The following is a 13,425-nucleotide window of genomic DNA, read 5'->3' on the forward strand; positions in this document are numbered from 1 at the left end:
GTGTGGTCCTCTCCAACGGCGATTGTCGCATTCGACGACGGGGCTGTGCCGCGATATCTCGAGTCTTCGTGGCTGGTTTCAGGCCTCGTGACCGGGGAACCGCAGGAACGGAGTCTCGTCCTCACCCTGCAACCGTATGTCGAAACGCAGTGATCCGTCAGCCCCACGAGTCGCGATGAGCCGATTTCTGTCGTCCGGTTCGAGGGAGGACAGCAGGGGATCGGCTGCGAGTGCCTTGGTGTCCTCGGGGAGATAGACCCTGGTGAAGAGCCTGTTCAACAGCCCACGGGCGAAGATGACGACACTGATGAACGGTGCCTTGCCTGCCTCGCTGGCGCCGGGGTTGACTGTCGAGAAGACGAAGCGCCCCTCTGGATCGGCGGCGTTGCGACCGAAACCGGTGAAGGTGAAGCCGTCACGGCGCAGGGAGCCGTTCGCACGGGAGATCACGCCGTTGTCATCGGGCTGCCAGATCTCGAGGATCGCATCGGGAACGGGAGTTCCGGCTCCGTCGTAGACGAATCCATGCAGCTGTACGGCACTGGCCGTGCCCGGGGGAACGAGTTCGTTGTCGCCAGGCCACGGCAGCGCATAGCCGTAGAACGGCCCGACGGTCTGGCCCGGTGTCGCGGTGAGATCGGTGGTGGAGCTTGGCTCAGTCATCGTCCTCTTCTTCCATCCAGGTGCGGTTGCCACCGGTGAGCACGATGTCCCAGTTGTAGCCCATGAGGAATTCGTGTTCGGTGATGTCGTGGTTGTAAGTCGCGACGAGACGGTCGCGGGCCTTTGGATCCGTGATCGACTGATAGATCGGGTCGAGTGCGAACAGCGGATCGTTCGGGAAGTACATCTGGGTGATCATGCGCTGGGTGAATTCGGAGCCGAAGAGCGAGAAGTGGATGTGCGCCGGCCGCCACGCATTGTGGTGGTTCTTCCACGGGTAGGGTCCCGGCTTGATCGTCGTGAACGAGTACGAGCCGTCCTCACCGGTCAGGGTGCGTCCGACGCCCGTGAAGTTCGGGTCGATCGGCGCCGGGTGCTGGTCACGCTTGTGGATGTAGCGTCCGGCGGAATTGGCCTGCCAGATCTCAACGAGCTGGTTGCGCACGGGTCGACCGCTGCCGTCGAGGACACGACCCGTGACCTTGATGCGCTCGCCGATCGGTTCGCCGCCGGCCTGAAGCGTGAGATCGGACTCGAGGTTCGCTAAGTCGCGGTGGCCGAAGGCGGGGGAGCAGAGCTCGATGGTCTCCGGGTCAGTGTGCCGGAGGTCCTTCGTCGGGTGGCGCAGCAGTGACGAGCGGTAGGGCGGGTAGTTCAGTCGTGGCTGCGTCTCGGGGGACTTGCCGGCGGCGACGGTGCCAGCATGATCGGCGTGGATCGCGTCGATCTCGGCAGACAGCGTGGCCTGCGATTCGGCGGCATCGTCCGGGCCGGAGCGCTTCTGTGCACCCATTGTCGAACCTTTCTCTCTGCAGTCTGCACATTCGTGGCAGTCTGAATATTCGTAGATATCAGTGGTCCCCGCTTCGTCGGGGGAACATCACCTCAGCCCTTCGGCCACCCCGTGTAGCACTCGGCGAGGTAGCGTCTGCCGTGCTCGGATTCGAGGATCGAATTGAGCTCGCCGAGGCTGCGCCGAGCTTCGAAGTCATCCTGGCTGGGATCCGAGTGGAGCATCCGGGTCATCTGGTAGGAGAAGTTCTGCGCCTTCCACACGCGTTTCGTCGCGGTCTGCGAATACCCGGCCAGCGCCTCGGCGTCGGAGTCCCGCAGGGCCGAGATCAGTGCCGGGGCGAGCAGGGACACGTCGGCGAAGGCGAGGTTGAGGCCCTTCGCGCCGGTCGGTGGGACCGTGTGCGCACTGTCGCCGGCGAGGAACAGGGAACCGTGCTGCATCGGCTCGGTCACGGCAGACCGGAAGGGCAGGATGTTCTTGTCGATGATCGGTCCGGTCTTCAGTTCAAAGCCATCGGGTCCGTCGACCCGGGCCTGCAGCTCTGACCAGATGCGCTCATCCGACCACTCGGCCACCTCGGTGTCGGGGGAGGTCTGGAAGTACATGCGCTGGACGGACTCGCTGCGCTGGGAGATCAGCGCGAAACCGCGTTCGGAGCGGGAGTAGATGAGGACTTCGTGACTGGGCGGGGCCTCGCAGAGGATGCCGAACCAGGCGAAGGGGTATTCGTGGAAGAACCGCTGCTTGGTGTCGGCCGGGATCATGGCTCGGCTGGGTCCGCGAGATCCGTCGGCACCGACGACGTAACGAGCCTCGACTCTCAGTTCCTCACCGTCTTCGGTCGTTGCAGATACCCAGGGACGCTCGGTCTCGATATCGCCGAGGCGGGTGTCAGTGACCGAGTAGAAGGTGGGGCGTCCGGTGCGGGACCGGGCTGCGGAGAGGTCGACGAAGATTTCGTTCTGCGGGTAGAGCCACACGGATTCACCGACCAGGTCCGGGAAGTCGAGGGAGTGGCTGATGCCGTCGACGCGGATGTCGATTCCGTCGTGCCGGTGACCGGCGGTGTGCACGCGCGATTCGATGCCCTCGGCCTCGAGCATGCGCACGGAACCGGCTTCGAGAATGCCGGCCCGGTGGGTATGGGCGATGTCCTCGCGGCTGCGATTGTCGATGACGACTGAGTCGATGCCCGCATTATGGAGCATGTGGGCCAGCAGCAGTCCTGCTGGGCCCGCTCCGACGATCGCGACGTCGGTCTGTAGTTCTGGCACCTGGGCCTCCTTGCCGTATTCGTCCCCTCAGTGTGCCCCTGATCACTGACACAAGGCGAGACAATTTTCAATGAACGAGAATGTGACGCTTGGTGACGGCGCGGCTGAGCAATGTTGACGAATACATGGATTGTTGAGCAGAATGGAATCTATTCTTCTCCGTGCGTACCTAGTATCTGACATTCGTTGATCGCATGAACAGAATTTAGCTCAACAGTTGAATCGGCACCTTGAAGAATGATCATGGCAGTCACCCGCCTCTCAAGCAGAAAGCTCATGAATGATCATCACAGGACTGATCGTCGGCCTGGCACTCGGGTTCGTTCTCCAGCGAGGACGATTCTGCGTGACCGGAGCCTTCCGGGATCTCACTCTGACCGGGAACACACGCTGGTTCTCGGCGCTCATCCTCCTCATCGCCGTGCATTCGATCGGACTCTTCGGGCTCAATGCCCTCGGCATCATCACTCTGGAGACCTCGCCGTTCCCATGGTTGGCCTCCATCATCGGCGGCCTCATCTTCGGCTTCGCCATCGTGCTCGCCGGCGGCTGTGCCACCGGCACCTACTACCGGGCGGGCGAGGGTCTGGTCGGCAGCTGGTTCGCCCTGATCTTCTACGCGCTGTCCTCTGCGGTGATGAAGAACGGACCGGCCACCTCGGCGACCGAGGGGCTGCGCTCGATCACCTTGGACAGCGGAACACTCCAGGCCTCAACAGGCCTGAGCCCGTGGGTCTTCGTCGCAATCCTCACTGCTGTGGCAATCGTGGTCACCGTTCACCACAATCGGAGCACCGCCACCCCGGTCGCGACTCTGCCTCCAAGGAAGAAGGGGCTGGCCCACATTCTCACGGAGAAGCGCTGGAATCCGTTCGCCACGGCCGTGGTCATCGGCGTCATTGCCACGATCGCCTGGCCGTTGTCGGCGGCAACAGGGCGCAACTCCGGTCTGGGGATCACAACCCCCTCGGCGAACCTGACGGGTTACCTGGCGACCGGCGATGTGGAGCTCATCGACTGGGGTGTCATGCTCGTCATCGGCATCCTGCTCGGGTCGTTCATCGCGGCGAAGGCTTCGGGCGAATTCCGGATCCGGGTCCCCGATCAGGCCACCGTGGTCAAGTCCATCCTCGGTGGAATCGGCATGGGCGTCGGTGCCGCAATCGCCGGTGGCTGCACCGTCGGCAATTCCATGGTCTCGACCGCGCAGTTCGAGTATCAGGGCTGGGTTGCGACGTTCTTCATGATCGTCGGGGCGGGAGTCGCCGCGAAGCTCACCATCAAATCAGGAACGCGGACAGGTGTCGCGCGACCCGTAGAAAGCAGGAGTGTATGAGACAGGTACTGGAAACCAATGGACTCGTCTGCCCGTTCCCCTTGGTTGAGGCCAAGGATGCGATCGGCGAACTGAACGGCGGCGATGAGCTCGTCATCAATTTCGACTGCACCCAGGCCACCGAGGCGATTCCCCAGTGGGCGGCCGAGAACGGCTACCCCGTGACCCACTTCGATCGCACCGGTGACGCGAGTTGGACGATCACTGTGCAGAAGGCCTGATTCGTCCCGCACTCGGCTTCAGAGGCGGACGATGGTCTCGTCCCCGTTGACCACCGACAGGCGCATGGCTGTGCTCTGTTCGATGAGGGACCAGCCCTTGTGGTCGAGGCCCGAAGAGCTGACGACCGTCGCTCCGTCATCGAACCGCTGCCAGCTCATGCGGTAGTAGTGGTCCTTGTGGTCGAGAGGCAGTTCCCCGTCGGTGCCCGAGGTGTCGAAATTCTGATACGGAATCGGTGTGCCGGCGGTGTCGTGGACGACGATCAGCTCCTCGGCGGTGAGGACGAGCAGATTGATCCCGGGATGGTCGAAGTCGCTTCGGATCATCCGGACCGTGGCAACCGTGGCATTGAGGAGGTCGTCTCCCTCCGCGACACGACGCAGGATGAGGGCGAACATGATGGCACTGTCGGTCGAGCCGCCGATGCGTTCGATCTCCGTCTCGCTGGCGTACTCGCGCAGCCGCTCAATCGGATGGATGGAACCGTTGTGTGCAAAGGCGATGTTGTCTGCCAGGAAAGGGTGGGTGTTCTCAACGAGGTCGATCCCCATCGTCGCCATTCGCAGGTGCGCGATCCTGCCTGCTGAGGGTCTCTGGGTCAGGACCTCGGTGAGATGCTCGTCATCGGCGCCTTCGTGTGGTGTCCGATACCGCTCGAGTTGGCCTCCACGTGAGATGGTGTCCTCCTCAGCTGGAGTGTTCGTGCCGGTGTCGAATTTCCCGGATGTCGTTCCCTGGGGACGGGCGGAGTCGAACGAATCGATCGTCGGCCGGATCCAGGCAGTGCCCCAGCCGTCAGCATGGAGACGGCCAAGATTTTGCCATTGACGACACTCTTCGGCACCGATGAGATCGGCCGTGGTCACGGCTTCCGGTGAAATATAGCCGAGCAGTCTGCACATCGTTCGCCGTGTCCTTCTGTGAGATTCGCCGAGGGGGCACTGAATTTCAGGCTACTCCCTATCACTTGAGTTTCGCGCTGACTAGACTTGAATCATGAAGATCACGGTGCTCGAGGGAGATATCACCGAGGCTTCCGTGGATGTGATCGTCAACGCCGCCAACTCAAGTCTGCTGGGCGGAGGGGGCGTCGACGGCGCGATCCACAAGGCGGCCGGGCCGGAACTGCTCGAGGCCTGTCGCGAGATTCGTCGCACCAGCCACCCGCGCGGGCTTCCCGCGGGTCAGGCCGTCGCAACAGCGGCCGGAGCGCTCGAAGCCACATGGGTCATCCACACCGTCGGCCCGAATCGGCACCGGGGAGAGGCCGACCCTGAGGTCCTCGAATCCTGCTTCGAATCGAGCCTCAACCTGGCCGAGGAGATCGGTGCCACCTCGGTGGCTTTCCCGGCCATCGGCGGGGGAGTCTACGGCTGGTCGGCCAGGGACGTCGCCGAGGCGGCCCACGCGGTCATCGTCGATGGCCGGCAGCGCGGTCGCTGGGAGCAGATCGCCGAGGTGGTCTTCGTCCTCTTCAACGATTCGATGACGAGTGTGTTCTGCCAGGTCTTCGACCACGACCAATGGTGAGAGGGAAAAAGATGAAGGTTCGCAGCGTTATCCCCGATATCGAGGTGACCGACATCGAGGCCGCTCGCGGTTTCTATCAGGACTTCCTCGGCCTCGGCGAGGAGGAGTTCAATCTCGGCTGGGTGGCCAGGTTCACCGAGCCTGAGTCCAGGGCTGCCGTGCAGGTGGTCACCGAGGATGAGACCAGCCCAGCGAATCCTGTGCTCTCGCTCAAGGTGGACGACATCGATGCCGCCTACGTTGAGGCGAAGGCCAGCGGCTTCGACATCGTCCATCCGCTCACCGACGAGGGGTGGGGCGTGACGCGCTTCTTCGTCCGCGACCCCGATGGCAACGTCGTCAACATCACCGCGCACAGAGTCACCGAAGATGGGGAATGAGGCACAGGCCCGGCCTTCACTGTCAGAGTTCGAGCCCCGCTGAGAACCCTCGGGAGTATGCTTCGAGGAGATCTTCAGCAAACGGGGTCCGCATATTTCGGATCAGCGTCGAGCGCTGCGCTTGGTCCCGGATGATATTGAGCACGACCCTGCCATCATGTGGTGTGAAGGGCTCGGCAGCGATGCGAGCATAGTGGTAGCTGGCCGCCGAAATGATATCGGCATCAGTTGCGTCGAGGGCGTCATCGTCATTCCAGACTTCATCGTCGAAAGGGCTTTCGGACAATGCGCTGAGGATGACGGCGCTCACTCCAGGCGAGAATCTTGAGGGCGGTCAGAGCAGCCGGGGATGCATCGTAGACTTCGGTGCCTTTCGGCAGACGTACGAGAACGGAGGTTGAGTGCGCTTCTCGGATGCCTGTGACATCGAGGCGGCACCGATGACGAACATTTCTGTGCCTGACTTCCCGCACACGTCTGCCAATTCGGCAAGAACCTCTTCGGGGACGGGGATGTCGGTGTGGCCGGTGAGATCGAGCATCACTCGTCCCCGAAGTATTCGGTACGGATTTCGTCGATGTGTGGGTCGTCCTCGAGCAGCAGGTCGGCTCGTACGAGGAGTCGGGGTGCCGTTTGGTTGAAGGTCGGCACAGGGGAGAACTTCCAGAATGCCGGTCGAACGCGAATCAAGCCGTCGTCGGCCCGGCGTAGGCGTCCCTCCTGGATGAGTTCCCGCCGGGCACGTGTGTCGCCGTCGAAGTGGATCAGCACAGAGGCAGGTCGGATTGGTGCGCCGAGGCGGGCGGCCGCTGCTTCGGAACCCAACAGTGCGTTCGGGGGGAGAGACGCTTCAAGCAGCTCTGCGGGAGTCCTCCAGACGGTACTGGTGAAGCGTTCCTCAGGCCAGATGCTGGGCTGCATGGCAGTGTAGGCGGAGATCCATTCGCGCTCCAATGCTGAGGCTCGCGGGAGCTGGTTATGTTTCCCCTGCAGCATTGAGGGAGTGCGCTCGCGCAGAGCGCGGACGACGCGATTGACAGTTCCCAAGGAAGCTCCGGAGCTCGCCGCCAGAGAACGCTGGGAGGGTGTGATGCCGAAGTGCTCATTGGCAGTCAGAAGGGAGTATGTCACTGGCAGGCCCGCACGGGTAAACGGGGCTGCAGTGGCGACAGGAATGGTACCGGAACTGCGCTTGCCCGTGATCTCGATGATCAGTCCGTCTGCACGCAGTGAAGCATTTCCCGCTGCGTCCGCGTATCCGCCCCAACCGTGGTCTTTGAGTTGCAGTGCGCGAGTGGGGGCGACCTGCTCCGAGATGAGGATCGTTTTCCGGTCGTGAGGAAGCATTGCCACATCGGCCTTTGTGACAGTCGTGCTGGCCAGTGCCTGGAATTCGTGCCGCCTGCCTTCGGCACTGATCACGAGAGTGCCGGAGACGGCTCGCCCGTCCTCATCTGAGTGGCTCGTCCATTCGGCGTGCGCACCGAGTTCGCCGAGGTGGCTGATTGCTCGCCCGACGAACTCTGGGGTGCGGTGATCCGAATGTTCAAGTTTTCTCATATGTTCAGAATAATTGAACATCGACAATAATTGAACGCCTGGCGACGCGAGAGGAGACCCCTTCGGCAACAGAACCGCGGGTCGAGGCCACCTCTGTCGACGCGGGGCCGCGCATACAAAGACGGATCGGGCGATAATGAGGGACACCAGTCCACATACTCGAGGGGGAGCAATGGGAAGAGTCACGTGGGGGTTCACAAGTTCGCTCGACGGGTTCATCACCGGCCCGGATCACGATATGTCCTGGATGTCCGGCCTCGGCTCACTGGCAGACGGCACGGTCGAGAACCTCGCGTCGAGGGTCGCCGTCATCATCTCCGGCCGCCGCGGCTATGACGCGGCCAAGGCCCAGGCCGACGAACGCGACGAGCTGACCTCCGAGGCCTACGGGGGAGCGTGGTCGGGCACCGAGTTCATCCTCACCCACCGTCCCGAGGAGCTCGCCGACGATCCGAACGTCACCGCCATGAACTGCTCCATCGCCGAGGCGGTCGACCGGGCCCAGCCCATCGCCGGTGATCGCGATATCCAGATCATCAGCGCCGACATCGCCCGGCAGGCTCTCGAAGTCGATCTCATCGACGAGATGCAGGTCTTCGTCGCCCCGGTCTTCCTCGGTGACGGCACCAGGATCTTCGATGTTCCCGGCGGCAGGCGCATCGTTTGGGAACTCGTCGAGATCGATGAGGCGAACAGGGAGGCCTTCGTGCGCACCTATCGTCCGAAGCGATAGGTCTCATTCCTGCCGTGAGCTCAGCTCCCACAGAATGCGCAGTGCTTCCTCATCGAAATCCTCGCCGGCAGTGCTGCTGGGATCGCTGTCGTGGACCTCGGCGTGCAGCTGCTCCATCCGGCGATCGAGCTGGCTGGCCACCTCGGCGGTCTGGGTGAGCTCCTCGATGAGCCGCTCCGGAACTTCACCCGAGAATTTGTAGTGGATCTTGTGCTCGAGGCTGGCCCAGAAGTCCATGGCGATGGTGCGGATCTGGACTTCGCAGATCACCGGTGTCGGGCCCCCATTGAGGAAGACGGGCACTTCGAGGATCGCATGGAGGCTCTTGTAGCCATTGGGCTTCGGGTTGGCGATGTAGTCCTTGATCTCCACGATCCGAACATCATTCTGCGAGGTCAGCATGTCGAGCACGTGATAGGTATCGGCGATGAAGCTGCAGGTGATGCGGATACCCGCGATGTCGGTGATCTTCGAGCGGATCGTCGCGACGTCGAGTGGAAGCTGCCGGCGATTGACCTTCTCGAGCAGGCTCTGCGGCGACTTCACCCTCGAGGTGATGTGCTCGATCGGATTGTAGCTGTGCGTGTGGAAGGACTCTTCACGCAGAATCGAGATCTTGGTCAGCAGCTCGTCGATGACGAAGCGATGCTGCATGAGCAGCAACGAGAAATCGTGCCGCAGGGATCGCACGCTCGCCACCTGATTCGGCGTCAACGCCATGTCTGGGAGCTGTTGTCGTTCGGTCATGATTCTCCAGTGTCTGGGTGTCCTGTGTCAGTGTATCCGCGGCGCTTCTCTGTCCTATGTCAGCCCTGCGGCCTATTGTTGGATCATGTGCAGGAACATCAGAACCCTTCATAATTTCGAACCCCACGCCACCTCGGACGAAGTGCATGCCGCGGCAGTGCAGTACGTGGCCAAGATCGCGGGCACGACGAAGCCGTCCCACGCCAACGCCGAGGCCTTCGAAGCGGCCGTCGAAGAGGTCGCTCACACGACTCAGCATCTTCTCAACGCGTTGGTGACCACTGCACCGGCGAAGAATCGTGAGGTCGAGGCCGAGAAGCGACGAGCCAGATACGCGGCACGAGCCTGACTCAATCAGTCCACCACGGTCGTCCCCCGAGCCTCGAGATCCTTCGTGATCCCCGCCGAGGCGGTGCGCAGGGCCTGCATGATCGCCGGCACTCCGATGTGGTGCTCGGAGTCGACGACGACGCCGAGGCTGGCGATCGTCAGCCCGTTGCCGTCGAAGACGGGCACCGCGATTCCGGTGGTGCCGTCATCGATATGACCGGCAAGCTCTGCGAAGCGATAGGTCCGGATCGTCGTCAGCATCGTCCGCAGCACAGCCGGATCGGTCGTCGTCTTCTCGGTGATCGCGGCGAGCGGTCCGCGCAGGTAGGCCTCTCGCACGTGCTTCGGAGCGTGCGCGAGCAGCACCAATCCGCACGATGAGGCATGGGCAGGAAGTCTCCCGGCTGTCTTCGAGCGGTGGATGACCGCTGCCGGCTTCGACATCCTCTCGATGATGAGGACCTCGCGTTCGCGCAGGATGCCCAGCTGGGTGTTCTCGCCGACGAAGTCATGAACCGCGCTCATATGGGGTCTGGCCACGGTCGCGAGATCGACGGCGTCGGAGGCCCGATTCGACAGCTCCCACATTCCCACGCCGATCCTGATTCGACCGTTGGGGTCGCGCTGGAGCAGATTATGCCGCATCATATCGTTGATCAGTCGGTATGCCGTGGACTTCGGCAATCCCGCTCGCTCGGACAGCTCGTCGGTGCTTAAGCTCGGATGATCGGGCTCGAACGAGCCGAGGACCCGGACCAGCCGATCGATCATGGAATCGCCCGATAGAGAGTTCGCCATGACCGCAATCGTAGCCATAGAGTGCTCGTATTCTCAATCAATGGATCACCGATGGCTCCCCGTGGTCTGCATCACTATTGTGGCCGATTAGGGTGGCAGTCGCGTGCATCACCCGCGCCTGAAAAGGCCGACCTCGAAGGAGCGGCAGCCAAGCACCTGATCGCCCCTCATCGAAGTCAACACAGTCAAGACCCGACCAGAGCAGGAATAGGGGAGAACGACATGAGCGAGAACAGTTTCCTAGGCACCCAGTGGCACGGCAAGATCTTCACGGGGGCATGGACGAACGGTGCAGACGAGCCCTATGACGTCATCGAACCCGCAACAGGTCAGTCGCTGGGACGCTTGGGCGCTGCGAACGCCGATGACGTGAACGCCGCCGCCACCCGTGCCGCGGCCGCCCAGAAGGAATGGGCGAAGACGCCGCCTGCCGAGCGCGCAGCCGTCCTCCGCCGGGCCGGCGCACTGTGGGCCGAGCACGCCGAGGAGATCTCGGACTGGATCATCCGTGAATCGGGCGGGATTTCTGCCAAGGCAGGTCTCGAAGTCAGCTCTGCTGAGCAGATCTGCTACGAATCCTCCGGCCTGCCCAGCCACCCCAAGGGCCAGGTCCTGACCTCGAACGAACCCCGCTGGTCATTCTCTCGCCGGGTGCCCGCCGGAGTCGTCTCCGTCATCGCACCCTTCAACTTCCCACTCATCCTCTCGATCCGCTCGGTCGCCCCGGCACTCGCGCTGGGCAATGCGGTCCTGCTCAAGCCGGACCCGCGCACCGCGGTCTGCGGTGGGGTGAGCCTGGCCCGGATCTTCGCCGAGGCGGGTCTTCCCGAGGGACTCCTGCAGGTGCTGCCCGGAGGTCGGGAAGCCGGCGAAGCCGTGGTCTCTGCTCCTGAGGTCTCGGTCATCTCCTTCACCGGGTCGACCGCAGCCGGACGCAAGGTCGGCGAAACTGCCGGGCGCCTCCTCAAACGCTGCCACCTGGAACTCGGTGGAAACAACGCACTCGTCGTCCTCCCCGGAGCAGAGGTCGGTCCGGCCACCTCGGCGGGAGCCTTCGGTTCCTGGATGCACCAGGGCCAGATCTGCATGACCACGGGTCGCCACCTCGTCCACGAGTCCATCTACGACGAATACGTCGAACAGCTGGCCGAGCGTGCCAGGAACCTGCCCGTAGGCAACCCCGCCACCGAGGAGGTCGCGCTGGGTCCAATCATCGACGACAACCAGCGGACCCGGATCCGCGACATCATCGACAAGGCGCAGGCCGACGGTGCACGACTCGTCGCCGGAGGAACCGGTGAAGGAGCATTCGTGCCACCGACGGTGTTGGCGGACCTGAGCCCCTCGAACCCGGCCTGGACGCAGGAGATCTTCGGACCTGTAGCGCCTGTGAGCCGCTTCTCGACTCTCGAAGAAGCCGCGGAGCTCGTCAACTCAAGCGTTTACGGGCTGTCCGTGGGCATCCTCGGCGATGTGGGCACGGCCATCGAGCTGGCCGACTTCGTCGACACCGGCAAGATCCACATCAATGAGCAGACCGTCTCCGATGAGGCGAACGTGCCCTTCGGCGGCACGAAGGACTCCGGGAACGGGTCCCGCTTCGGTGGAGCGGAGGCCAACATCGAAGCCTTCACCGAAACCCAGTGGGTGACGATGCGCTCCCAGCTTGCCCCATACCCATTCTGATCCGCTGATTCTGCACCGCCCCGAATTCTGACCGAGCGAACGACCGACCGGAGACACCGATGTCCACACCTGCCGTAGCCCCTGTCACCACCTCTGCCCGAACGGCGGCCACTACCCGCTGGCCGGCGATCCTGTGCTGGCTGGCCGTCGCCCTCGAGGGCTTCGACCTCGTCGTGCTCGGGGCCGTGATCCCCGAGCTTCTGGCGACGAACGCCATCGGCTTCACCACCGAGGCCGCGACGCTCGTGGCGACTCTGAGCCTGGTAGGTGTGGGCCTCGGGGCTGCGGCGGTGGGGCCGATCTCCGACCGCTTCGGGCGTCGCTACACGATCATCGTCTGTGTGCTGATCTTCAGCATCTTCACCCTGCTTGTCGCATTCTCCCCGAACGTCGCACTGTTCACGACCTTCCGGTTCATCGCCGGGCTGGCCTTGGGCGCGGTGATGCCGGGTTGCCTCGCCTACATCAGCGAGCACAACAAGTCGGGTAAGACCGGCAAGGCGACGACGCTGACGATGACCGGCTACCACGCCGGCGCCGTGGCGATCTCTCTGCTCGCCGTCTTCTACTCCCATAACTGGCACCTGCTCTTCATCGCCGGGGGTGTGGCAGGACTCGTCCTCGTCCCGCTGCTGTGGTGGAAGCTGCCCGAATCTCAGGCCTTCGTCGATGCCCGGGCCGCGAAGGACCGTCCCGCCCAAACTGCTGCCGTGGCCCCGAAGACCGGGGTGGCAGGACTGTTCGTGGGCCGGTTCAAACTGGTCACGATCGGCGTCTGGGCAGCAAGCTTCATGGGCCTGCTGCTCGTCTATGGCCTCAACACGTGGCTGCCGAAGATCATGGCCGATGCCGGGTACGAGGTCTCGGATTCCCTCGTCATGCTGTTCGTCATGAATGTCGGTGCCGTCGTCGGCCTCGTCATCGCCGGCTGGCTCGCGGACACGCACGGGACGAAACCGATCGTGCTGCTGTGGTTCATCCTCGCCGCCGTGTTCCTCGCGGCATTGAGCATCCCGATGGCGAGCCAGATCCTGCTCAACATCGCAGTATTCATCACCGGTGTGTTCGTGTTCTCCGCCCAGGTCCTCGTCTACGCCTTCGTATCCGCGATCTACCCGCCCACTGCCCGCGGTACCGCGATCGGCATGGCCTCGGCAGTGGGACGCATCGGTGCCATCGTCGGCCCGTTCATCACCGGCACCCTCGTCACGGCAGGCATCGCCTACCCGTGGGGCTTCTATCTCTTCGCGGTTGTCGCCGTCTTCGGCTTCGCAGCGATGGCGATCGTTCCGAAGGCAGTGGACGCCGCCGGACGATGATTGTCAGGGCTGAGGCCCAGACGAAAGCGAGGGAAGAGAAAGTTGATCTCA

General features: G+C 63.1%; 17 protein-coding genes. 8 read left to right on the plus strand and 9 right to left on the minus strand.

Annotation, left to right across the window (positions count from 1 at the left end):
* Window positions 1-78 precede the first annotated feature (78 nt).
* The 3 genes from pcaG to BANT918_RS05375 all read right to left on the minus strand — a co-directional run bounded on the left by pcaG (window position 79) and on the right by BANT918_RS05375 (window position 2,733).
* On the minus strand, window positions 79-663 hold the full coding sequence (gene pcaG / locus BANT918_RS05365; protein WP_101619288.1) for a protocatechuate 3,4-dioxygenase subunit alpha: 585 nt from the start codon (window positions 661-663) through the stop codon (window positions 79-81).
* Entirely contained in the window at window positions 656-1,456 is an 801-nt protein-coding gene (pcaH, locus tag BANT918_RS05370; protein WP_101619289.1) for a protocatechuate 3,4-dioxygenase subunit beta, read from the minus strand. Before pcaH ends, pcaG begins: the two co-directional genes overlap by 8 nt.
* A gap of 92 nt (window positions 1,457-1,548) precedes the next feature.
* Window positions 1,549-2,733: a 4-hydroxybenzoate 3-monooxygenase gene (locus tag BANT918_RS05375; protein ID WP_101619290.1), complete on the minus strand. Its 1,185-nt coding sequence runs from the start codon at window positions 2,731-2,733 to the stop codon at window positions 1,549-1,551.
* Window positions 2,734-3,013: 280 nt separating this feature from the next.
* Here BANT918_RS05375 and BANT918_RS05380 point away from each other — a divergent pair, with 280 nt between their 5' ends.
* The gene (locus tag BANT918_RS05380; RefSeq protein WP_101619291.1) at window positions 3,014-4,069 is read left to right on the plus strand and encodes a YeeE/YedE family protein; all 1,056 of its coding nucleotides are present in this window, start codon (window positions 3,014-3,016) and stop codon (window positions 4,067-4,069) included.
* Entirely contained in the window at window positions 4,066-4,290 is a 225-nt protein-coding gene (locus BANT918_RS05385; protein WP_101619292.1) for a sulfurtransferase TusA family protein, read from the plus strand. The genes BANT918_RS05380 and BANT918_RS05385 overlap by 4 nt, the downstream gene beginning before the upstream one ends.
* A gap of 18 nt (window positions 4,291-4,308) precedes the next feature.
* Here the strand turns inward: BANT918_RS05385 and BANT918_RS05390 are convergent, their stop codons facing one another.
* Complete coding sequence (locus tag BANT918_RS05390) at window positions 4,309-5,193, minus strand: class II glutamine amidotransferase (protein WP_101619293.1); 885 nt, start codon at window positions 5,191-5,193, stop codon at window positions 4,309-4,311.
* A gap of 94 nt (window positions 5,194-5,287) precedes the next feature.
* Between BANT918_RS05390 and BANT918_RS05395 the strand changes: the two genes are divergently transcribed.
* Both BANT918_RS05395 and BANT918_RS05400 read left to right on the plus strand, forming a co-directional pair.
* On the plus strand, window positions 5,288-5,821 hold the full coding sequence (locus tag BANT918_RS05395) for an O-acetyl-ADP-ribose deacetylase (RefSeq protein ID WP_101619294.1): 534 nt from the start codon (window positions 5,288-5,290) through the stop codon (window positions 5,819-5,821).
* Between the two features lie 11 nt (window positions 5,822-5,832).
* Window positions 5,833-6,201 carry a VOC family protein gene (locus BANT918_RS05400; protein WP_101619295.1) on the plus strand — a complete coding sequence of 123 codons (369 nt, stop codon included), beginning with the start codon at window positions 5,833-5,835 and terminating at the stop codon, window positions 6,199-6,201.
* Window positions 6,202-6,223: 22 nt separating this feature from the next.
* Here the strand turns inward: BANT918_RS05400 and BANT918_RS05405 are convergent, their stop codons facing one another.
* Genes BANT918_RS05405 through BANT918_RS05415 form a run of 3 tightly spaced genes read right to left on the minus strand, consistent with a single transcriptional unit; the run spans window position 6,224 to window position 7,761 of the window.
* A complete protein-coding gene (locus BANT918_RS05405; protein WP_101619296.1) occupies window positions 6,224-6,511 on the minus strand; it encodes a hypothetical protein in 288 nt (95 codons plus the stop codon).
* Between the two features lie 24 nt (window positions 6,512-6,535).
* A complete protein-coding gene (locus BANT918_RS05410; protein WP_101619297.1) occupies window positions 6,536-6,742 on the minus strand; it encodes a hypothetical protein in 207 nt (68 codons plus the stop codon).
* Window positions 6,742-7,761 (minus strand): type IV toxin-antitoxin system AbiEi family antitoxin, encoded by a 1,020-nt coding sequence (locus BANT918_RS05415; protein ID WP_167389393.1) that lies wholly within the window; start codon window positions 7,759-7,761, stop codon window positions 6,742-6,744. The genes BANT918_RS05410 and BANT918_RS05415 overlap by 1 nt, the downstream gene beginning before the upstream one ends.
* A 172-nt stretch (window positions 7,762-7,933) precedes the next feature.
* Between BANT918_RS05415 and BANT918_RS05420 the strand changes: the two genes are divergently transcribed.
* The gene (locus BANT918_RS05420) at window positions 7,934-8,494 is read left to right on the plus strand and encodes a dihydrofolate reductase family protein (RefSeq protein WP_101619299.1); all 561 of its coding nucleotides are present in this window, start codon (window positions 7,934-7,936) and stop codon (window positions 8,492-8,494) included.
* Between the two features lie 3 nt (window positions 8,495-8,497).
* On the opposite strand, the gene BANT918_RS05425 is transcribed toward BANT918_RS05420, so the two are convergent.
* Entirely contained in the window at window positions 8,498-9,241 is a 744-nt protein-coding gene (locus BANT918_RS05425; protein WP_233430366.1) for a GTP pyrophosphokinase, read from the minus strand.
* Window positions 9,242-9,326: 85 nt separating this feature from the next.
* On the opposite strand from BANT918_RS05425, the gene BANT918_RS05430 reads away from it, so the two are divergent.
* Window positions 9,327-9,590, plus strand: coding sequence for a DUF2277 domain-containing protein (locus BANT918_RS05430; RefSeq protein WP_101619300.1), 264 nt, complete (start codon window positions 9,327-9,329; stop codon window positions 9,588-9,590).
* 5 nt (window positions 9,591-9,595) lie between these two features.
* Here BANT918_RS05430 and BANT918_RS05435 read toward each other — a convergent pair whose 3' ends face one another.
* On the minus strand, window positions 9,596-10,369 hold the full coding sequence (locus tag BANT918_RS05435) for an IclR family transcriptional regulator (protein WP_101619541.1): 774 nt from the start codon (window positions 10,367-10,369) through the stop codon (window positions 9,596-9,598).
* Between the two features lie 222 nt (window positions 10,370-10,591).
* Here BANT918_RS05435 and BANT918_RS05440 point away from each other — a divergent pair, with 222 nt between their 5' ends.
* Together BANT918_RS05440 and BANT918_RS05445 are read left to right on the plus strand one after the other, a co-directional pair.
* Window positions 10,592-12,055, plus strand: coding sequence for a benzaldehyde dehydrogenase (locus BANT918_RS05440; protein WP_101619301.1), 1,464 nt, complete (start codon window positions 10,592-10,594; stop codon window positions 12,053-12,055).
* Between the two features lie 59 nt (window positions 12,056-12,114).
* A complete protein-coding gene (locus tag BANT918_RS05445; RefSeq protein WP_101619302.1) occupies window positions 12,115-13,374 on the plus strand; it encodes an MFS transporter in 1,260 nt (419 codons plus the stop codon).
* The last annotated feature ends 51 nt before the right edge of the window (window positions 13,375-13,425 follow it).

Origin of the sequence: Brevibacterium antiquum CNRZ 918, from assembly GCF_900169145.1 — a bacterium.
Lineage (GTDB): Bacteria > Actinomycetota > Actinomycetes > Actinomycetales > Brevibacteriaceae > Brevibacterium > Brevibacterium koreense.

What these genes read in the sequence shown, in the direction of transcription:
- pcaG (WP_101619288.1), bottom strand. Translation starts at nt 663, where the DNA reads ATGACTGAGCCAAGCTCCACCACCGATCTCACCGCGACACCGGGCCAG.
- pcaH (WP_101619289.1), bottom strand. Translation starts at nt 1,456, where the DNA reads ATGGGTGCACAGAAGCGCTCCGGCCCGGACGATGCCGCCGAATCGCAG.
- BANT918_RS05380 (WP_101619291.1), top strand. Translation starts at nt 3,014, where the DNA reads ATGATCATCACAGGACTGATCGTCGGCCTGGCACTCGGGTTCGTTCTC.
- BANT918_RS05385 (WP_101619292.1), top strand. Translation starts at nt 4,066, where the DNA reads ATGAGACAGGTACTGGAAACCAATGGACTCGTCTGCCCGTTCCCCTTG.
- BANT918_RS05390 (WP_101619293.1), bottom strand. Translation starts at nt 5,193, where the DNA reads ATGTGCAGACTGCTCGGCTATATTTCACCGGAAGCCGTGACCACGGCC.
- BANT918_RS05395 (WP_101619294.1), top strand. Translation starts at nt 5,288, where the DNA reads ATGAAGATCACGGTGCTCGAGGGAGATATCACCGAGGCTTCCGTGGAT.
- BANT918_RS05400 (WP_101619295.1), top strand. Translation starts at nt 5,833, where the DNA reads ATGAAGGTTCGCAGCGTTATCCCCGATATCGAGGTGACCGACATCGAG.
- BANT918_RS05410 (WP_101619297.1), bottom strand. Translation starts at nt 6,742, where the DNA reads ATGCTCGATCTCACCGGCCACACCGACATCCCCGTCCCCGAAGAGGTT.
- BANT918_RS05415 (WP_167389393.1), bottom strand. Translation starts at nt 7,761, where the DNA reads ATGAGAAAACTTGAACATTCGGATCACCGCACCCCAGAGTTCGTCGGG.
- BANT918_RS05420 (WP_101619299.1), top strand. Translation starts at nt 7,934, where the DNA reads ATGGGAAGAGTCACGTGGGGGTTCACAAGTTCGCTCGACGGGTTCATC.
- BANT918_RS05425 (WP_233430366.1), bottom strand. Translation starts at nt 9,241, where the DNA reads ATGACCGAACGACAACAGCTCCCAGACATGGCGTTGACGCCGAATCAG.
- BANT918_RS05430 (WP_101619300.1), top strand. Translation starts at nt 9,327, where the DNA reads ATGTGCAGGAACATCAGAACCCTTCATAATTTCGAACCCCACGCCACC.
- BANT918_RS05435 (WP_101619541.1), bottom strand. Translation starts at nt 10,369, where the DNA reads ATGGCGAACTCTCTATCGGGCGATTCCATGATCGATCGGCTGGTCCGG.
- BANT918_RS05440 (WP_101619301.1), top strand. Translation starts at nt 10,592, where the DNA reads ATGAGCGAGAACAGTTTCCTAGGCACCCAGTGGCACGGCAAGATCTTC.
- BANT918_RS05445 (WP_101619302.1), top strand. Translation starts at nt 12,115, where the DNA reads ATGTCCACACCTGCCGTAGCCCCTGTCACCACCTCTGCCCGAACGGCG.